The sequence below is a fragment of the Chryseobacterium sp. LJ668 genome (assembly GCF_019613955.1).
Lineage (GTDB): Bacteria > Bacteroidota > Bacteroidia > Flavobacteriales > Weeksellaceae > Chryseobacterium.
This window is the reverse complement of the sequence record NZ_CP080443.1, coordinates 2,200,765-2,221,267: the sequence shown is the minus strand read 5'-3', so window position 1 is coordinate 2,221,267 and position 20,503 is coordinate 2,200,765. Positions and strand designations below refer to the sequence as shown.

Sequence of the window (20,503 nt, the reverse complement as noted above, 5' to 3'; positions counted from 1 at the left end):
AGCTGTCTACCCGAAGATAGATGTTATTCTTTTCCAAAAACTACTTTCTGTATTATTTCCGTAACCGTAACCCTGCTTATTTCCATACCCGAAATTCTCCACTTTCAAATCATTAAGTACAAAACTTACATTCTTTAATTTTTCCGGTGAAACAGAGTCTGCATAATCAATAAAGGTTTCTTCAGTTTTTCCAGACCGTACTACATATAAAATTGCATCAGCGTATTTTGCAATAATATGGGTATCCGTCACAGGCATTAATGGCGCAGAATCTATGATAATATAATTATACTTATCTTCAAGCTGATCAAGTAAAGATTTGTAGTTTCCGTTTTCGAACAGCTCTACAGGATTTGGAGGAATAGCTCCTGAAAAAATAAAATCACAGTCTATATTAAAACCACTAGGATGAATGATTTCGTTTACATCAGTAATACTTCCATGTAAAAACTCTGTGAGCCCGGAAATATTTTTCATTTCTGGCCTATACCTCTGTAGTTGAGGGTTTCTTATGTCTGAACCTATGACAAGCACTTTTTTACCTGGCTTTGCAATACTTAACGCAAAGTTTACCGATATAAAAGTTTTGCCTTCACCTTTGACGCTAGAAGTCACCAGCACAACCTTATTTTTTTGTTTAGAGATTGGCAGAACTAGATTGACATTGGTTCCTAAAATTCTGAATGCTTCCGCAAGATTAGTTACGTCATTATGCTGGATAAGATTGCTTTCTTTTGATTGCAGGTGTGGAATTTCTGCAATGACCGGTATGTCAGTGCGTTTATTAATACTTTTGGCGTCTGATATTTTTGTATTAAAAAATCGCTTTAGAAAAATAATTAAAAATGGTATACCCATACCCAGCAAAATTGCAACTCCCAATATCACTAATTTTTGCGGAGCTACAGGTTTTCTTTTACTATATGCAAAATCTAAGATCCTTGCTTTATCTGACGACATCGCCAAAGTAATAGCAGTTTCTTCTCTTTTTTGCAGTAACAATAAATAGAGTTGCTCCTTGATTTGCTGTTGTCTTTCAATATTTCTGAATAAACGTTCCTGAGTAGGTATTTTCTGTAGCTGGCTGCTGCTTTTTTGTCCTTGAGAAGATATCTTATTAATTGTCAAAAGGATATTAGAGCGGCTTTTATTTAAACTTTCTTTAATTGCAGACCTCAATACTCTCAGCTCGTCGTTCAGACCTTTAACAATTGGATTCTCAGAGGTGGCGTTTTCTAGTAATTTATTCCTCTCCGAAATAATTTTATTATAAGCAGCAATAGTATTTACTGCAGCTCCGTTATCCAGGCCTATATTACCGGGAAGAATTTCATCGCCAGATTTTGTACTCAAATAATTTAAATACATATTATTAATCTCTAATTGGGTTTGTAGCTCTAGCTTTCTTTTTTCAGCTTCGGTACCTAATTCTAAATTGATTCCGGCTTGTGACGCAATATCAACAATATCATTACTTGTTTTAAAGTTTTCTTTGCTAATTTCTACATCACCAAGTTCCCTCGAGATTAATACTATCCTATCATCGATAAATTTTTTGGTTTTTTCTGATTCGGTATTTTTTTCTGTTATTGCTTCATTATTATATTTTCTCACCAAAGTGTTTAAAATATCTTTTGCCTTTTCTTTGTTTTCATACCTCAGCGTCAAATTTATAACAGTTGCATCTTTGTTACTTAGATCTACACTGATAGACTCTTGCAAATCATCAATAAGATCTTCTTTACTTTTATATGTGAAGTATAAAGAATTATAGTTTTCAATATTTTGTAGCTGTTTAGGATTAAAAAAAGGATTTTTGATAATCATCAAATTAGCATACGGAAGGCTAATTGTCTTATTAAATTGGGTTTTAATTGGCTTTTTGATTTCATCAGAACTGATTTCCAGTTCCTGACCTTTTATTAAAATATTGATCTTTTTTTTAGGCAACGAAGTATACGGTTTCTCATTAATTACCTGAATGATAATCGGAGATTGAGCTCTATATAATTCTGTATCATGAAATCTATCCGGACTGTAAATTGCACATTGCAAAGGCAAATCACCGACTACTTCCGCAAGAATTTTTTTGGAGGATAAAACTTCCATCTCATTTTCAACGGTATTGGAAGACATCCCAGACAAGCCAGATAAACCTTGCATAGCAGCTATATCTGCAGCACCATTGCCAGATTTTTTCGCGTCTTTAATTAATATTTTTGTCAGTATTTCATAGACAGGAACTGTTTTTTTTATTACCAAAACACCTATTGCTACAGCGATAAAAACACTGATTAAAAACCAAAACCATTTCTTAAGATAAGGTTGTATAATTTCTTTTAGTGAATCTTCTTTAAGAAAATCTTGATCTTTCTTCATTGCTTATTATAAAGTTCTTTTTGGTTGACGAATATAGATATTTTTATTTAAAAAAACATAGTATTGGGTATGTAAAGTCTATTTTGACTTAAGTATTCTCTCGTAATAGTTGATGTAATCTTGCCCTATTTTCAAACTGTCATGATGATCTTCTATATATTGCCGAGATTGTTTACCCAATTCTAAAACATGATTTTTTTTATCTATGAAATATTCTATTTTGTTATACATATCCTGAATGTCAGAAGTTATATTTACAATAGGGAAATTAGTTTTTTCCCCTAATAATTCGTAATGTTTATATTCGCCTCCACCAAAGAGAATTTTCCCTTGGGCCATCGCAATAAGACCATTCATTCCCTGAGCATAAGAATGCGTTTGATCAAAAAATAAGTTTGACTCTGAAAAAAGACTCACATATTCATCGTATGGAACATTTTCAACAATATGAACATCTATAGAATCTTTATGCTTCTCTTTTACAATTTCTAAACATTTTAAAATATAATCGGTCCCCTTCCACTCTATCCTGAATTTTTGAACACCTAAAAAAATTTTTAATTTTTCTGCATACAGGTTATCTCTGTATTGAATCTTTTCGATATCAACAGGCAGGGGAATCGCAACTAATTTGTTTTTATAATCATCTTGGTAACTGACAAAATAATCATACATACAGGCAACAATTCCGTCAGACTGACTCGCAACATATTTATTTAGATTTTTTGCTACTTCAGAATAATGCACAGAAAAAACATCTTTTACATAGTCAAGATTGTTGTCAATTTCTTTTATGGGATTATATTCTAATTTCTTTTGGAGGCAAGCCTGTACATAGTAATAATCATCTCCAAAAGCAGACATAATAATTTTTTTATTGTTTTTTTTGAGAAAATTAAAGAAAAACTTGTTTAATGAGCCCAGCTTATTTTTAAACAAGAATCTGTAACTAATTAATTGAACAATATCATTATTTTTAAATCTTTTATCAAAAATAATCCTCAACAAAAATACAGCGAATTTAAATTTGTTATGATAAGGTATATTGATATCTCTTTGATAATTTTTCCACCAATCTCCATCTGAAACGACCAAGACTTCATGGCCTAGTTTTCTGTAAGCCTCAGCTAATGTCCAGTGAACGTTGCTATATTCTCCAAATAATAAAATTTTCATATGATTTCTTGAATAAAAATTTTCTGAATACAATAATTATTGTATAGAAAGTGTAACTGGTTACGAAATATTCCTTCATAGCAATTGATCATTAAACATATCACTATTATCGGAGGAAATATTTTGTTTTACACTAAACTTTGCAAATATATCTATATTTTATAAAAAGCTCATGTTATTAATTATTAATCAAATTTATACGTCAACATCACACCTCCTCTTGTAGGAATAAGTTCTCCACTTTTGTTCCAATTTTCGGCACCGTCATATCGCTCATTATTGTCCTTCAAATAACCTCTATATATCGATTGGGTTGTTCCGACTCCGGCGTATACGTCAATTCCTAAATTCTCATTGACAGTGAAGTGATAGCCACCACTTACACCTATTATCAAAGCTAAACCTTTTTGATATCTCTCTGTGACACGTACACTTCCATCGGGAAGGAGCTGCGGGCTTCCGTCTTCATTGGGAACTGAAGTTGCTTTAAAATAATTCCACTTTTGAATATTGTAAGCTGCGACCGATCCGTACGCTCCAATATACCAGCCTTTCATCATTTCTTTAAAATAATACCTTCCTTCTAATGTTCCCATATATATCTGCAGATTTTTTCCGCCAAATGATTTCCATGGTGAAACAAAAGCTTCTGCCTGCAGGGAAATTTTTTTACTCAAAGATTTCTCCACTGCAATGTTGATCATTCCAACAGGTACAAAAAGAGCATTTACTTTTATTTCTGTCTGGGCACTGATATTCAGAAAAAAGAAAATGAAGACGGTAATAATAATTTTAGATAAGGACTGCATTGTATATTTTATATTGTATGATCGTTTATTTACTTAAAACAAAAAAAGTCTTAAGCAAAATCTGTGCATCTTTTTTAAAAGACATCTGATGATAATAATTTAGATTCATCTTTACTTTTTCTGGGAAAAGTATTTCATCATTATATTTCAGCGGATTTTTTTGTTGGTTAAGAATGATTTCTTCATTTCGGAATTTAATTCCTGCTTCACTGGTAATACCTGGCTTCAGACACAGCACCTTACGATCTTCTCCCTTTAATTCATCATAATATCCCGGTACATCCGGTCTCGGGCCTACCAGAGACATATCGCCTTTTAAGATATTGAAAAATTGAGGAAGCTCATCCAGTTTAGTCTTTCTGAGCCACTTTCCAATGCTTGATTTTTGAGACGTTTTAGGATGATGTGTTCTTAACTTATAGATTACAAAAATCTTTCCGTGGAGGCCGATTCTTTTCTGACTAAAAATACCGGGAAAACCGGTGTCCCATGAAGACAAAATGGTAATGATCAAGAAAACCGGCAATAAAATAATTATTACCAAGAAGCTTATTCCATAGTCCATCAAAGCTTTCCACCAAGGATATTTTTTCACTTGTGCTAAATTGAGCGGCAAAGATAAGGAAAGATGTCGGTTTTAATAATTCTTATGATGATTTCAATTTTAAATTTCTGTAATGAAAAATTAGATCACTTTAAATTATAATAAAAAATCTGCCTATCTCAGAGATAAACAGATCTTTTAAATTTGACTTCCAAATATTATTAAGAGAATATTTGTTGTATTATTTTATTAATTCTTTCTCTATCATTATCCGAAAGATTAGAACCTGACGGAAGACACAAGCCGTTTTCAAATAAGTTTTCTGCTATGTTTACACCATAATAGGGTGCATCGGCAAATACCGGCTGCATGTGCATCGGCTTCCACAAAGGTCGAGATTCTATATTATCTTCTAAAAATGCAAGACGAAGATCTTCACGGGTAATGCCTGTTTTAGCAACGTCTACGAGAATTGCAGAAAGCCAATGGTTAGAAAAATAATCATCTGTAGGCTCTGAAAACACTTCAACTCCATCAATATTTTTAAAAATATCTGCGTAAAAGTCGTGCATTTTCCTGCGGGCTGCTACTCTGTCATTCAAAACTTCCATTTGTCCGCGCCCTATTCCTGCAACGATATTGCTCATTCTGTAGTTGTACCCAATGTGAGAATGCTGATAATGAGGAGCATTATCTCTAGCCTGAGTAGAAAGGAAAACCGCTTTATCTTTATCTTCCTGATTGTGACAAACCAGCGCGCCGCCTCCTGAAGTGGTGATGATTTTATTCCCGTTAAATGATAAAATACCAAAACGACCGAAAGTTCCGCACGCTTTCCCTTTATAAGTAGAACCTAATGCTTCAGCCGCATCTTCAATCACCGGAATCTCAAATTTTTCAGCAACTGCCAGTATTTCATCCATTTTAGCAGGCATTCCATACAAATGAACGACAATGATTGCTTTAGGTTTTTTACCTTTCGAAATCCTGTCCTGTATTGCCTCTTCCAACGCAACCGGACACATATTCCAGGTATCTTTTTCCGAATCTATAAAAACAGGGGTTGCACCACAATACGCGATAGGATTTGCCGAAGCAGAAAACGTCATTGACTGACAGATTACCTCATCACCATATTGTACTCCACACTGAATTAACGCTAAATGTAAAGCTGCTGTTCCTGCTGAGAGTACTGCAACTTTTACGTCGGTATTCTTTAAAAAGTTTTCTAAATCTTTTTCGAAGCCGTCTACGTTCGGACCTAATGGTGCTACCCAATTGGCATCAAATGCTTCGTGTACGTATTTTAGTTCGGTTCCTCCCATGTGAGGTGAGGAGAGCCATATTTTATCTTGCATAGTTATTTATTAACTGTATTTTTTGATTTATAATAATTTAAACAAATAAAAGGGTATTTCAATTCTTCCATTTTAGAAATAACTTTTTGAATATCAAAAATGAAAGATTTCAATTCTACATTATTTGTGTCAGTATCAATAATAAGATAGTTTGCCACATCAAGAAGTGCTCTGTTTTGTCCTAAACTGCCCGTATTATATAAGTTTTTATCATCTATTATTCTGTGAAATTGCTGATGAGAATGACCAACGATGGAATTATTCTCAAAATCTAAGTATTCTATATTGGTGTCTTCAAAAATATACAAACCATCAATAGAATGTTTTATATTAAAATCCCCAATCGAAAGACTATCTTCAAATTTAGAAATAACTGGTAAAAGTTTATTATTAAACTGAGGATAGCAGAATTCAAAAAAAGATTTTGCCACTTCATTGGAACCAGGATAGTATTTTTCAAGATAATATTCTTCATGATTACCTTTTAAAAAAATTCCATTTTCTTGGTATGATAAAAATTCTATACACTCGTTCGTCCACGGACCATAATTGACGATATCACCATGACACACAAACCTGTCATAATTACCTTTTTCAAGCCTAAAAAGCTCTTCTAAAGCAATTAAATTTCCGTGTACATCACCAAAAACAAGAATTTTCATTATGAAATCATTTCGTTAATTCCTTTAACAATATCAATTTCAGGATTCCATTGAAGTCTTTCCTGAGTTTCTTTTATATCAAAATAAAAAGAACTTCCTAATTCTTCGCCCACATATTTTATTGTTGAAGTATGTTTTGCTGAAACAATTTCCGCAATTTTACTATTGGATGTCGAAATTCCTGAAGCGCCAATATATATTCCGTTTTCTTTACTTTCCATAGCTTTTACACATAATTCTCCTGCATCATCAACGTGCAGATAGTCTTGTTTGCGGCTGCCATCTCCAAATAAAACAATTTCTCCTGTTTCTATAGATTTTTTAATGACATTCGGCAAAAAAGAACCATTGTTAAGATTTTTACCATAAAGATAGGTCAGTCTCAATATGGCATATTTTTCATGTGCTGAAACAATAAATTCACCCGCTAATTTTGATAACGGATAAAGGGTGGGATTATTAAAAGCAGAATTTGCATCAATGACTTCTTTATGAATGCCATAAACATTAGTACTCGAGATGAATATAATTTTAGCAGAATTATTGTTTTCTAAAATGGTCTGAATGATATTATTTATTTCTATTAATTCCTGATGATTGCATTTATAATTTCCCAGTGACAAAAAAATAAAATCAAATTGATCTTTACTCTTTATAAAATCAACAATATTGAGTTTTTCTGTTTCAGCATTTATATTGGAGTACCCGTTATTATAAACCGCGGTTACAGAGTAATTTTTCTCAATAAGTTTTTTGGTCAAAACTGCACCTAAAAAACCATTTGCTCCTACAACAGCACATTTTGAAGCCATACGATTTAAGATTTTAAATTAAAGTTGTAAAAGTGTGCTTTCGGAGATTCCAATTCTTTATCATGATTGAATTTTTCCATTTCTTCATTTTCAATAAAAAGATCTGACCATGCTCTCATAACAACTCCTGATTTCAATTGCGTGTTGACAGGAATTTTTCCATATAAATAATAATTTAATATAATTTCGACTTCATTTATCCCGTAGAAATATCTTAACGGTGTTGTCCCGCTGAATCTGCCATTGATTTCAAAAATAACAGGTTCACCGTTCAAAATTCTGAATTGGAAGTTTACAGGACCATCAGGTTTTAAAACTTCTGCGATTTTAGAAATTATATGATCATACTGAGAAGTACTTTCATCCCTATATGTTCTGTATGTATTTCCATCTCTTAAATCTCGTTTTAGGCTTACGATTGAAACGCATTTACCGTTCAGCACGATACAACCTGAAGTGTATTCTCCTTCCGTATCAGGTAAAAACTGCTGCACAACAAGATTACTTTTTTCATCATAAATATCTACCAAATCTTGATGAGTATTTATTTTTACCAAACCTAAAGATCTTGCTCCATCAATAGGTTTTGCAAATAACGGAAGTCCTAATTCTCTCTCAAGTGCTAACAAATCTTCCATCGAATTTGCCATTTTGGAAACAGGGTAAGGAAAGTTGTTTTCTTTAAGAAACTCTGCTGTCAAAAATTTGTCATTTGATATTTTGATTACATTAGAATTACTTACGACAATTTTACAATTGTAATTTTCCAGAAATTCGTCATGAACTTCAGCTAGTTTCACTAACTCTGTATCTGTTCCTACCAGAATTGCATCGATGTTATATTTTTCTACAATTTTCTTTACTGCTGATATATAGTTATCATCAGAGGCTTTAGGAACATATAAAGCGTGATCTCCCAGCCAATGTCCAGTTGATCTCGCGTCTGGATCTCCAGTATAAATTTTTTTTTCAAAATCGCACAATTGCAACATTCTTAAAATTCCTTGCCCCAACAAGGCCCCTGCTCCGGTAACGAATATGTTTTTACTTTCCATTTTTTTTAAATAAATATTAATGTTGAAAATAATTTAACGTTAAATTGTTAAATAAAATGCTCACAAAATAAAGAACTGAAAGTTCTAAATATTACAAAACTATCTGACGCTCAACAACAAATGCCTCTGCTCTTTCAACACCAATCGTAGAACCCCTATACATCGCCAACGCTTCAAATGCATCTATAGACCTAGAATGAGGAAATTCTTTGATCTGTGAACCAAAAAATTTCATTGCCTCTATTTTTTTTGAAAAGACATTAGAAACATTTACAAAATGATTAGGTACAAAAGCTTTCTCCTGCATTGGTGTCCATTCTGTTTCAGATAGCGTTTCATAACAGTAAATATTGTAAATTTTATGTTCACCTTGGGGTCGTGCAGCAACCAGACTAGCTCTATAAATCGCTTTATGATCCTGATGAATATCACCCGCATGTGGTAGATATAGGTGTGTAGGTTTTATTCTTTCAAAAATCTTTGAAATCTCAAGGGAAATTTTATATTCGGGAAAAGCATTTAGTGCCGGAGCCGGAAATTCTAAAAAAAATGTTTCTTTAACTCCTAGAAATTGATGAGCATTAATCGCTTCAGTTCTAACCAAATCTATGATATCTTGCGAAAATAATTCTGGTGCCCCAATTGCGGCATTTGTTGCGACAATCACATATACATCATCACCTTCACTAATATGCTTTGCAATTGTTGCACCACACCCAATAATCTCATCATCCGCATGAGGGGCAACTACTATTACTTTATTCACTTTGTAATTGTTTTAAGATTGTTTTTATATTGTAAATTTCATCCTCTATATTATAACCCAACTTATCTCCAACCTTGATATTAGCACTAGAGTCGTCTTCTAATATATACTCTTCAATCCACAGAAGCCCTTCTCCGCTCTGAATCAAAAGTTCACCATTTTCTGCTTTAAGCAAAACCCTACCAATAACTCCTTTAAATTGGATATCTTTTTCTAAATGACAAGACCAGATAAATAGTTTTTCGTCTTTAAAATAAGTGTATGCTCCCGGATGTGGTCTTGATGCAGCTTTTACTAAACGGTTAATATAATGAGCATCATCATTCCAATTAATCAGTCCGTCTTCTGGTTTTCTTATTCCGTAGTAAGATGCTAAATGTTCGCATTGAGGAATAGGGTTCCAAAATCCTTTTTTCAACTCTGGGAGCCAATGATCTAATGCTAAATCAATATTTGTAAGAATTTTCTCTTCAACAGCTCTTGCATCATCATTTTCTTCAACTTTAAAGATCGACTGTGAAAAGACGGGTCCGTCATCAGCACCTTTTCCCATTAAAAAAAAAGTTGCCGAGCCATAAGACTGTTCCAAAGTAATCCAAGCTAAAGGTGCTCTCCCTCTACCAAGCGGAAGTTTTGTAGGATGAAAGCCTATGCAACCTAATTTTGAAATAGAGAACCATTCTTCTTGTAAAAGCTGTGAAAACCCAACGGCAAAAATAATATCCGGTTTTCGATCTGTGGCCCATAAAAGATTTTCCTGATCATTAATTTTGGTAAAACCTTTATAATCAATAGCAAGAGATAAAGATAATGCAGATAAATCTACCCAACCTGATACCTTGTTTATATCTTTTGGCTCATTACCCATAACTCCTACAATTTCAAAATTATATTCAGCAAGCTTTCTGATAATCTGTGCAGTAGAGTTTACAGCTCCTATTACTAATATTTTATACATCCGGGCTTTTTAAATATTTGTCTTCTCCGTTAATAAGTATAAGAAATGTTTTAAATACTATTTTCATATCTAATAAGAAACTTATATTTTCTACATATTCTCTGTCATACTTCCATCTTTCTTGCCAAGACAAATGAATATTTCCATTTACCTGAGATAATCCGGTTAATCCTGGGAGAACTTCTATACGTTTTTTTCCATCTTCGTTGAACTCTGCCAACTGCTTTGGAAGACAAGGACGAGGCCCAACCAAAGACATATCTCCTTTAAAAACATTGATAATTTGTGGAAGTTCATCAATCTTAAAGCGCCTTAAATAATATCCAACCTTGGTAACCTCGATATCATTTTTTAAAATTTCACGGTCTGGAACTCTTTCTTTATCGAACATCGTTCTAATTTTATAGATCTTAAAGACTTTTCCTTGATAACCAAGTCTTTCCTGAAAGAAGAAAAAATTTCCGGGGCTATCTATTTTGACGAAAATAAAAATAAGCAAAAACAATGGAAAAAAGAATATAATGATAGAAAGAGCTATTATTATATCCAAAAATCTTTTTATAAGTATTCTATACATTACTATATTGATTATTATTTAAACTGATTCCAGTTCGTTTATTTGCATTTGTCTTTCAAATCAATTAATCTGCATTGCCTTAATTATCTTACTGTAAGAATCTTTGACCTGAAAATTATTTTGAAGAAATTTAAAACTGTTCTGTCTCATTTCTTCAAATACTTTTGTATCCATCTCTACGAATTGGTCAAGTGCTGTTATCATATTCTGCAAATCGTCAGAAATCACAGTCAATCCACACTTATTTTCCAATAAATCCAAACCAATATCTGTATTGGGATCCGTAGCTGCCAATACCGGCATTTTAAATTCTAAATAAGATAAAAGCCTCGAAGGATAATTGGGTATTGTGAAGTCTCTATGTAAAAAAATTAATCCTATATCACATGTTTGAACAAGCAAGTCATATTCTTTTTTAGGTAAAGCTGAAAGAAACAAAATATTATTCGGAGAGTTTGTATCGATCCAATTTTTTATTTTGTCATATTCTGTTCCCGATCCTGCAATAATGAAAAACATTCTGTCATCATTCTTTTTCGCATTCAATGTTTCTATCAGAAAATCTACTCCTTGAGGTTTACCTAAATTACCCCCGTATATAAAAACTTTTTTATTTGCAGGAATACCGTATTTATTTTTTATTAAAAATTTTTCTTCGGCAGAGAATTCTTTAAAATTAACTATTTCAATAGAATTTGGATTGACCTCAACTTTTGTTTTTTCGATTTCCGGATTATGCCTTAAAACAAAATCTACATTGGCACGCGACATACATCCAATGGTATCTGAAATCTGATATAATTTCTTTTCCTTTTTTAAAAACTGTTTGTGTACAAAACCACCTTTTTTAAGCATGCTCATATCTACAGCGTTCTGTGGAAAAATATCTTTCAGAAGTAAATAAGATTTTGCATGATCTCTTTTTTTTATAAATTCAATCACCTTTGCAAAAGTAATCGGCGGTGTAGAGTATAAAACCAGATCAAATTTTGTATTTGTAAGATGTTTTTTGATTGCTGAAAGATATTGATATTCTATGGCAAGAGTTCCAATTCCTTTCTCAATAATGTTGGTTTTCTGAATATTAAATGTCTTTACCTGCAGAATCGAAACTCCTTCTTTTTTACTGAAATTAGTAGAAATCCCTTTTCTTCTTTCAACCGGGGATACAATGGTAACATCATGGCCTTCATTACGGAATTTTCGTAACAAATCATGATAGATCCCCCGATCTTCTACAGAGTTGATTTCAACTAAAGTCAAGAAAAGTATATTCATATGCAGATTTATATTGTTTTTAAAAGTCACCTATAATCACATTTGTGATTTCATTCTTTAAATTTCTTCCGACCAAACCGTTCTTTTAATATAATCTGTATAAGAAATAATAATTCTTACTACTTTTTGAGAAACATTAGGCATTGAGTAATCTGAAACAGGTCTGAAATTTCTTTCTGTACCTACTTTTTGCTGTAAAACCTGCGTTAATCCCTGCAAAATACGTTCAGGAGACAAACCTACCATCATCACACTCGCTTCTTCCATCGCTTCCGGTCTTTCGTGCGCCTGACGAATATTTAATGCTCTAAAATTTAAGATCGATGACTCTTCAGAAATTGTTCCTGAATCTGATAATACTGCATATGCTCTTTTCTGCAAAGCATTGTAATCGTGAAAACCCAATGGTTTTAAAAACTGAATTTCGGGGCGCATTTCCATCTGCATTTTGTCAATCATGTTTTGTGTACGCGGATGTGTAGAAACAATGATCGGATACTGATATTTTTCAGCAATCGCATTTAAAGAATCCATCAAACCTTTAAAATTTCTCTCAGAATTGATATTTTCTTCACGGTGAGAAGAAACTACGAAGAATTTACCTTCTTCTAAATTTAGTTTTTCAAGAACATTTGAAGCATCAATTTGAGGCAAATAATGATTGAGAACCTCAAACATTGGAGAACCTGTTTTGATGATTCTGTCTGCAGGAAGACCTTCTCTTAAAAGATATTCTCTTGCAATATCAGAATAAGTGAGATTAATATCTGAAGTATGGTCTACAATTTTACGATTGGTTTCTTCCGGAACTCTTTGGTCAAAACATCTGTTTCCCGCTTCCATATGGAAAATAGGAATATGTCTTTTCTTTGCAGGAATTGCACACAGACATGAATTGGTATCTCCTAAGACCAAGAATGCATCAGGCTTTAATTCTTCCAGTAAAGGATCGATTTTTATTAAAATATTTCCAACGGTTTCTGTGGCTGTTTTTCCGGCAGCTTCTAAGAAATAATCCGGCTTACGAAGTCCTAAATCTTCAAAAAAAATCTGGTTGAGTTCGTAATCATAGTTTTGTCCGGTATGTACAATGATGTGCTCTACTGCTTCAGAAGCATCCAGAGCATCCAATACTCTTGATAGTCTAATGATTTCAGGTCGTGTTCCAACGACCGTCATTACTTTTAGTTTTTTCATGATATAGCTTTTGCTTCAGGCTTTGCTTTTAGCGTCGCTTTTCAGCATATTTAGTTAATTTAATTACAATTTATACCTCAAGAAAATAAGTATCTGAATTTTCCGGGTTGAATGCTTCATTGATCCAGAAAATCGTGTATAATTCTTCTTCTCCTATATTTTTGATGTTGTGAGTGTACCAAATCGGCATATCTACATAAGCAGGCTCGTTTCCGTCAAGATAAAAATCTAAAACCTCATCAGTATCTATTTTTCTTAATTGAATCAGTGCCTTACCTTTTATCACTGCAAAACGCTCAATTTTTCTGGTGTGATAGTGATTTCCTCTGGTGATATCGGGAACTGTAGTTGAAAAAGAGCACTGTCCGCCAATTCCCAATCTGATTACCTCAACAAAAGCTCCTCGGGGATCTGTATGCTGAGTGAATTTTACCGGGTAATGGGTTTTATGGTCAATATAAGAGCGGTATGTGTTGAATAAATTGTGCTCAAAAGAATTATTGATCACAGGAATTTCTCCGCCGTCAAAATATTTTGTTTTATAATCATTTAATAACGCTAAAACCTCTGAAACTTTTTTAGTTGAGGTAGCATCAATAAAGAATTCTGGTTTACTATTACCTTCTCTGATTTCAGAAATGATGGTATCCACCAGTTCCTGAACGTAAATTAATTTCACGTCGCCGTCCGTAGCAATCGTCGGAGTTTCTCCGTGTGTTAACTGATGACAGAAAGTAGCCACGAAAGAATTGTAGAAAGGTTTTCCGAAAGCACCGAATACATTTGGAATGATTAATCCTGTAATTTTCCCATCGTTTTCTTCAGCCCAATTTACCAAAGCTTCTCTTCCTTCTTTCTTTGATCTTCCGTAAAGATTGTCACGCTCTTCCTGAGTAGAGGAAGAAATCATTACATGGGCTTTTGAACCGGTTCTTTTTAAAGAATCTACAAGCTTTTGAGCTAAACCTACATTGGTTTCGTAGATAAATTGCTCACTTTCATGACGGTTCAGTGCCGCAAGATGTATTATCACATCGCATTCTGCAACAAACTGATCAAGCTGATTCTGATCTTCAAAAAAGTCTTTATTAAAATCAACTCTTTCAAACTCTTCAGGAAACAAGCCTAAAGTATTGTATAAATGTCTTCCGACAAAACCATTCTGACCGGTAATTCCGATTTTTTTCATTTTTAAAATGCTTTTAGCGAACTTAAACTATTGGAAAACACCAATCGGTTAAAATATTCTGCTTATATATTATTAAAATAATCTAAACTGTATCTGTATTCATCACTGATTTCTCCCAACTTATAATCAGCTAAAACCAATAATTTACTTCCCTTTTGTTTCGACTGAATCGCCGTGATGCAGCCCGAAGGAATATGGAGGTAAGTTAGCACATCATCTTTTAAAACATATGTCTGAATTGTTAATTCTTTTGACGGATTTTCGAAATGATCAATAACAATTACTGATACTTTAAAACTTCCTCTGATACATGCAAACCATCTTTGTTCTACTTTATGACCCTGCCAACCGCGAATAAATTCTGTTGAATGATTTTCTATGGTATAGATTCTTTTGATCTGTGAAGCATCAAAATCATTATTGTAGGTAATGATTCCTCTTTCATCCTGATTTTTTTCCCCTTTTAGCAGCATCAATTTACTTTTATTTTTAATAAGGATACTGCAAAACATCTTCCCCAAAAACTTCTTTCCGGATCAAAGGCAATGTAGAAATCAGTTTTTTTAAACCTTCAACGCCCTGCTGTTCTGTATTATGTGAATGATAATCTTCTATCAAAGCAACTTCTTCTTCGCCTTCAGAAAAATACTGTGCATAATTCAGATCCCTGTTATCTGCCGGTACGCGGTAAAAATCTCCCATATCTTCAGCTTTTGCCATTTCTTCACGTGTACACAGTGTTTCATATAATTTCTCACCGTGACGAGTTCCAATCACTTTTACAGGAACTTCTTTACCGGTCAGTTCAATTAAAGCTTTTGCCAGATCACCAATACTTCCCGCCGGAGCTTTATTGACAAATAAATCTCCCGGATTGGCGTGTTCAAATGCAAATAATACCAAATCTACTGCATCTTCCAATGACATAAAAAACCGTGACATATTGGGATCTGTGATGGTGATAGGTTCACCTTTCTGAATCTGATTTAAAAATAAAGGAATAACAGAGCCTCTTGATGCCATTACATTGCCATATCGGGTAAGACAGACGACGGTTTCGGTAGTGTTTCTTGATTCGGCAACAGCCACTTTCTCCATCATAGCTTTGGAAATCCCCATTGCGTTAATAGGATATGCCGCTTTGTCGGTTGAAAGGCAAATTACTTTCTGCACTTTATTGGCAGTTGCAGCACGAATTACATTCTGGGTACCTTCAACATTGGTTTTCACTGCCTGCATCGGAAAAAATTCGCATGAAGGCACCTGCTTTAATGCGGCTGCATGGAAGATATAATCTACCCCTCTTGTAGCAGGTTCAACACTTGAAAAATCTCTCACATCACCGATATAATATTTAATTTTATCATTTTTATAAAGGTTTCGCATATCATCCTGCTTTTTCTCATCACGAGAAAAAATACGGATTTCCTTGAAGTGATCTGTCTGTAAAAATCTGTTTAGGACAGCTGTTCCGAAGGAGCCTGTACCGCCTGTGATCAGTAAAATTTTATCTTGTATTTTCATTGTGATTCTCTTATAGATCTATTTATTAAGAATATTTGTATTTGTCCAATGATGATATATATACTTTACATCTTCAATTTCAAAACCTACTGATTCATAAAGCTTACATGCCGGTTTATTAAACAACTGGGTTACAACTCTAACTTCTTTAATATTATTTTTATAAAAGTAAGCTAAAGCTTGCTTCATTAATTTTTTTGCGATTCCTTTTCCGCGATGTGCCTCATCAACAGCAACTAAACCAATCTCCCCCTGTGCCGCATTATTTTTTACAACTGTTACAAAACCCACAACTAAATTTTCAAATTCTTCTATTATGATTTCTGTATCTGCATTAGAAATAGAATTATTAACCCATTGAGTATATAAATTTTCATATTCATTATTAACAAAATTGGGATCGAGATTGAATCTGGAATATTTTCCACTTTGTAGACCTAATTTTATTAACTGTTCATGACAATTGTTATCGTAAAACAAAATTTCAGAATGATCTTCAGACTTCTCTATTTTTTTAAAATAGGTAACTTTTTCATCCACTAAAGTTGAAGTCTCATTATTTTTTAATTTTTGTGAAGAGAATATATAAATAAGATCGTAAGATTTTAATAAGTGCTCTTCAATATTAAAAACTTCATCGGTAATTTCTACTTTACCAATCTTTTTATTGAAAAAAGAAGAATCCCATTTTAAGTCGTTAATTTTTAACATATTAATTTGTGATTACGCGTTAAATATTTCTTTTATGCTATCGTTAAATACTCTATAACTTAGCAAGTTTTCCCCGACTTTCAAACAATTTTGGATCATATTTTGTTTTTCAACCTCTGTCTGTCTGAGAATCTTAATAATTGATTCTGCCATCAATTGTACATTCTTTGTTTCCACACGAAAACCTGTTTGACCATTGATTACTAAATCTTTACTAATCCCGATATCAAAACAAACTACTGGTAAGCCGCTTTTTATTGATTCGTTCACCATCATTGGACCCATATCAATAATTGATGACGAAACAAATATATCTGACATTTTATAAGCATCTACGAGTTGATTATGAGAAAGATATCCCAATACATATGATTCAAATTTAATCGTATCTAAATTCATCTCACCTGCATTACCAGCTATCACAAGTTTCACATTATCCCTTTCCCTTTCGTCAAGAGCTTCAAAAACAATAGCCAGAGCTTCCAACAAATATTTGGTCCCTTTTCTTTCATTGGAAAGACTGCTTGCTCCAAAAAAAAGTAGAGTACCCTTATGATCGATATTAAAATTAGCTCGTACTTCGATTTTATTTTTTCTTATACCGTAATCGTCACCTAATGGAATAAGTAATTTTTCTTTTTTAAAGCCCTGCAAAATGTAACTTTTTTCTGAATCAATTAATGATTGAGTAGAGGGGCATAGAATGGTAGGATTAATTTCATTAAAATTGGTTCTATCTTTTCTTGCATTATTGTAAGTAATATCCTTATGGATTTTTCCCCACAGTATCGCAGGGCAATTGCCACAACCTTTAATATAATTTTCACAGGAATCAAAATAGAAACAACCCCCTGTCAAAAATGCCTCATCCATAAGATAAATGTAAATCTTGGCATTGGTACTTTTTGCAAGCTTTCTAACGTCATCTGTAGTGATGGTATTGTTAATCCAATATAAAATTATGATCTCTACATTACTATCTTTAATGCCATTTCTGATAACATTAAATTTTGAACTGCAAAAGACTTCCGGTTCTATCTTATTATTTGACGTTGACGTTTTTGTAAAAATTTTTGAGAGGATTTTTGAAAAATAATATGAAAATTTATTCAGATAGATCGCTTTTTTATCTGTATCTCCTCTTACGGTTACAAAAACATTGTCGTAATCCAACAGTTCCAAGGACTCAATAATTGTATTAACGACTCTGCCGGTTCCTCCAAAAGTTGTATGGTTTATATGTAGAACTTTTTTCTTTAACATTACTTTTTATAGAATTTCGAAATGCTTTCTGTAATATAATCGACTTCGCTTTCTGTTAATTCATAAAATAAGGGCAGTCTTAATAAACAATCCGTGTAATGATCAGAATTATTTAACTCATTCCCTTTGTATTTATCCGCATAATAATCACTTTTGTGTAAACTTAAATAATGAAATACACTTAAAATATTTTTCTCTTTTAAATAAGAAATTAGAGCGCTACGTTCATCTAAATTTTTACAAATTATGTAGAACATATGCGCATTATTAGTAGCATAATCCGGAATAAAAGGCAATTCTAAATGACCTTCATTTTGCAATTCTTTCAAATTGTTATGATATTGGTCCCATAATTTTTTTCGCTTATTTTGAATACTCTGCAAATTCTCAAATTGAGCATATAAAAAGGCAGCAATAATTTCTGAAGGTAAGAATGATGATCCGGTATCAATCCAACCATATTTATTTACCTCGCCACGGAAAAACTCTGATCTGTTTGTTCCTTTTTCCCAAAGAACTTCTGATCTTTTAGTATAATTTTGATTATTTATCGCTAATAAGCCGCCTTCTCCTGAAATAATATTTTTTGTTTCGTGAAAAGAAAAGCATCCTAAATCACCTATCGTTCCTAAAGCTTTACCTTTATAATATGAATCTATAGCCTGCGCAGCATCTTCGATTACTACCAAGTTATGCTTTTCGGCTAAATTCATGATTTTATCCATATCGCATGCGATCCCTGCATAATGTACCGGTACAATTGCTTTTGTTCTAGGGGTAATCAATCCCTCAATAAGATCAGCATCAATATTCGGATTATTTTTATTACTGTCTGCAAAAACTATGGTTGCTTTTTCTCTTATAAAAGCAAGTGCCGTAGAAACAAAAGTGAATGATGGAATAATTACTTCATCATTTTCTTCAATATTCGCTAACATTGCAGACATCTCTAAAGCATCGGTACAAGAAGAGGTAAGCAAAGTTTTGTTGACATTGAATGTATTCTCAAATAATTCATGGCATAATTTTGTAAACTTACCGTTCCCGGAAATCTTACCAGATTCTACAGCATCTTTTATATAATTTAGTTCATTACCTGTTAAAAAAGGTTTATTGAAAGGGATATTTTTCATTTATATAAATTAATAAGATTTTTATTTTAATTTTGATTTATCGTGAGGTAAGCATAATCAATTGCCTCTTTAAAACCTTTAACCATTTTATCTACTGTTCTATTTTCAAAGTAGTGATTTTGCGCATTTACGCTTAAAAAATTTACAAAAGCATTATCCTTCGACAATTTACTGAGTATTTGGCTTAACTCACCTTCAGCACCTTTATATTTTATGCCATTAATATTATGATCAATATTAAGAATTTCACCACCCGTTATGGCATTTTCAGTTGTAACAAAGGGAACCCCATATGCCATACAATTTAGAACAGTGAGACCAGCCTGTCCCGGTGAAATACATGCTAGAGAATCTTCATAATACTTCTCAAGAATATTCTGATCACTAATATGTCCTTTTAAAGATATATACTCTTCAAATTTTTCATCTTTTATCCATTTTTGAATATTTGATTTTTCATCGCCATCACCTATGATAATTAGCGGGTGAATATTTTCCGCAAAAGTAATGTATTCTTTGTAGGCATGTAGCAGATCATAGATTTTTTTCTGCTTATATAATGATCCTACAAAAATAAAATGCTTTTTTTCTTTTTTAATCTCGATTTTCTTCTCAACAAGAACCGTGTTATTCGCAACAAATAGTTTTTCGCGTTTAATCCCAAAATCTAAATGCTTTTTTATCGGATAATCGCTGTAAAAAAGCAGAGAATCGGCCTTATTTGATATATACATTCTAATTTTATCAATAAAACCACCTGAATCAAAACTCTTATCATAGGATGCTGTAACGCCAATTCCCCAATATACCAACCCGAAACTTCTCTTTTTAAAACCCAGTAACATATTAGGAACGGTCCAAAGCTCGGATAAAGTTAATACGACATCATAGTTTGATGATAGCTTAAAAATATCTTCTTTATAAAATTTAAATTTATATAGATTTTTGGGAGTTAATTTTATCTGCTTAAAAAGAGTATTCTCTTTTAAAGGGGCTTCAGCATAATGTGCTACCGTTAAATCATAAATTTCACCAATTTTTTCTATAACCGGAAGTCTATAATGCGGTATGTAATTCACTAACATGAGTAGCTTTATTCTATCCTTCATCGC

The 20,503-nt window shown here is 32.8% G+C and carries 20 protein-coding genes; all 20 read right to left on the bottom strand.

What is annotated here, in order from left to right; translation table 11 throughout:
* Positions 1 to 6: 6 nt before the first annotated feature.
* The 20 genes from K0U91_RS10400 to K0U91_RS10305 all read right to left on the bottom strand — a co-directional run bounded on the left by K0U91_RS10400 (position 7) and on the right by K0U91_RS10305 (position 20,500).
* Entirely contained in the window at positions 7 to 2,379 is a 2,373-nt protein-coding gene (locus tag K0U91_RS10400; protein ID WP_220179580.1) for a GumC family protein, read from the bottom strand.
* A 78-nt stretch (positions 2,380 to 2,457) separates the two neighbouring features.
* A complete protein-coding gene (locus K0U91_RS10395; RefSeq protein ID WP_220179579.1) occupies positions 2,458 to 3,555 on the bottom strand; it encodes a glycosyltransferase family protein in 1,098 nt (365 codons plus the stop codon).
* Positions 3,556 to 3,740: 185 nt separating this feature from the next.
* On the bottom strand, positions 3,741 to 4,364 hold the full coding sequence (locus K0U91_RS10390; protein ID WP_220179578.1) for a DUF3575 domain-containing protein: 624 nt from the start codon (positions 4,362 to 4,364) through the stop codon (positions 3,741 to 3,743).
* Positions 4,365 to 4,389: 25 nt separating this feature from the next.
* Positions 4,390 to 4,929, bottom strand: coding sequence for a sugar transferase (locus K0U91_RS10385; RefSeq protein ID WP_219971483.1), 540 nt, complete (start codon positions 4,927 to 4,929; stop codon positions 4,390 to 4,392).
* Between the two features lie 200 nt (positions 4,930 to 5,129).
* Complete coding sequence (locus K0U91_RS10380; RefSeq protein WP_220179577.1) at positions 5,130 to 6,266, bottom strand: aminotransferase class I/II-fold pyridoxal phosphate-dependent enzyme; 1,137 nt, start codon at positions 6,264 to 6,266, stop codon at positions 5,130 to 5,132.
* 2 nt (positions 6,267 to 6,268) lie between these two features.
* The gene (locus tag K0U91_RS10375) at positions 6,269 to 6,928 is read right to left on the bottom strand and encodes a metallophosphoesterase family protein (protein ID WP_220179576.1); all 660 of its coding nucleotides are present in this window, start codon (positions 6,926 to 6,928) and stop codon (positions 6,269 to 6,271) included.
* Positions 6,928 to 7,740, bottom strand: coding sequence for an NAD-dependent epimerase/dehydratase family protein (locus K0U91_RS10370; protein ID WP_220179575.1), 813 nt, complete (start codon positions 7,738 to 7,740; stop codon positions 6,928 to 6,930). The genes K0U91_RS10375 and K0U91_RS10370 overlap by 1 nt, the downstream gene beginning before the upstream one ends.
* 5 nt (positions 7,741 to 7,745) lie before the next feature.
* Positions 7,746 to 8,795, bottom strand: a complete 1,050-nt coding sequence (locus K0U91_RS10365) for an ATP-grasp domain-containing protein (protein WP_220179574.1) — start codon at positions 8,793 to 8,795, stop codon at positions 7,746 to 7,748.
* 91 nt (positions 8,796 to 8,886) lie between these two features.
* Complete coding sequence (locus K0U91_RS10360; protein ID WP_220179573.1) at positions 8,887 to 9,561, bottom strand: PIG-L deacetylase family protein; 675 nt, start codon at positions 9,559 to 9,561, stop codon at positions 8,887 to 8,889.
* Positions 9,554 to 10,519, bottom strand: coding sequence for a formyltransferase family protein (locus tag K0U91_RS10355; protein ID WP_220179572.1), 966 nt, complete (start codon positions 10,517 to 10,519; stop codon positions 9,554 to 9,556). The genes K0U91_RS10360 and K0U91_RS10355 overlap by 8 nt, the downstream gene beginning before the upstream one ends.
* Positions 10,512 to 11,069: a sugar transferase gene (locus K0U91_RS10350; RefSeq protein WP_258561861.1), complete on the bottom strand. Its 558-nt coding sequence runs from the start codon at positions 11,067 to 11,069 to the stop codon at positions 10,512 to 10,514. The genes K0U91_RS10355 and K0U91_RS10350 overlap by 8 nt, the downstream gene beginning before the upstream one ends.
* 87 nt (positions 11,070 to 11,156) lie before the next feature.
* Positions 11,157 to 12,374, bottom strand: a complete 1,218-nt coding sequence (locus K0U91_RS10345) for a glycosyltransferase family 4 protein (RefSeq protein WP_220179570.1) — start codon at positions 12,372 to 12,374, stop codon at positions 11,157 to 11,159.
* Between the two features lie 57 nt (positions 12,375 to 12,431).
* Positions 12,432 to 13,571 carry a non-hydrolyzing UDP-N-acetylglucosamine 2-epimerase gene (gene wecB, locus K0U91_RS10340; RefSeq protein ID WP_220179569.1) on the bottom strand — a complete coding sequence of 380 codons (1,140 nt, stop codon included), beginning with the start codon at positions 13,569 to 13,571 and terminating at the stop codon, positions 12,432 to 12,434.
* A gap of 70 nt (positions 13,572 to 13,641) precedes the next feature.
* Positions 13,642 to 14,760: a polysaccharide biosynthesis C-terminal domain-containing protein gene (locus tag K0U91_RS10335; RefSeq protein WP_220179568.1), complete on the bottom strand. Its 1,119-nt coding sequence runs from the start codon at positions 14,758 to 14,760 to the stop codon at positions 13,642 to 13,644.
* Between the two features lie 62 nt (positions 14,761 to 14,822).
* On the bottom strand, positions 14,823 to 15,233 hold the full coding sequence (locus K0U91_RS10330) for a WxcM-like domain-containing protein (protein ID WP_258319652.1): 411 nt from the start codon (positions 15,231 to 15,233) through the stop codon (positions 14,823 to 14,825).
* Positions 15,234 to 15,249: 16 nt separating this feature from the next.
* Complete coding sequence (locus tag K0U91_RS10325) at positions 15,250 to 16,284, bottom strand: polysaccharide biosynthesis protein (protein ID WP_219971289.1); 1,035 nt, start codon at positions 16,282 to 16,284, stop codon at positions 15,250 to 15,252.
* A gap of 18 nt (positions 16,285 to 16,302) precedes the next feature.
* A complete protein-coding gene (locus K0U91_RS10320) occupies positions 16,303 to 16,995 on the bottom strand; it encodes a GNAT family N-acetyltransferase (protein ID WP_220179567.1) in 693 nt (230 codons plus the stop codon).
* A gap of 12 nt (positions 16,996 to 17,007) precedes the next feature.
* Positions 17,008 to 18,258 (bottom strand): glycosyltransferase, encoded by a 1,251-nt coding sequence (locus tag K0U91_RS10315; protein ID WP_220179566.1) that lies wholly within the window; start codon positions 18,256 to 18,258, stop codon positions 17,008 to 17,010.
* Positions 18,258 to 19,391, bottom strand: a complete 1,134-nt coding sequence (rffA, locus tag K0U91_RS10310) for a dTDP-4-amino-4,6-dideoxygalactose transaminase (protein WP_220179565.1) — start codon at positions 19,389 to 19,391, stop codon at positions 18,258 to 18,260. Before rffA ends, K0U91_RS10315 begins: the two co-directional genes overlap by 1 nt.
* Before the next feature lie 26 nt (positions 19,392 to 19,417).
* The gene (locus K0U91_RS10305; protein ID WP_220179564.1) at positions 19,418 to 20,500 is read right to left on the bottom strand and encodes a glycosyltransferase; all 1,083 of its coding nucleotides are present in this window, start codon (positions 20,498 to 20,500) and stop codon (positions 19,418 to 19,420) included.
* Positions 20,501 to 20,503 lie beyond the last annotated feature (3 nt).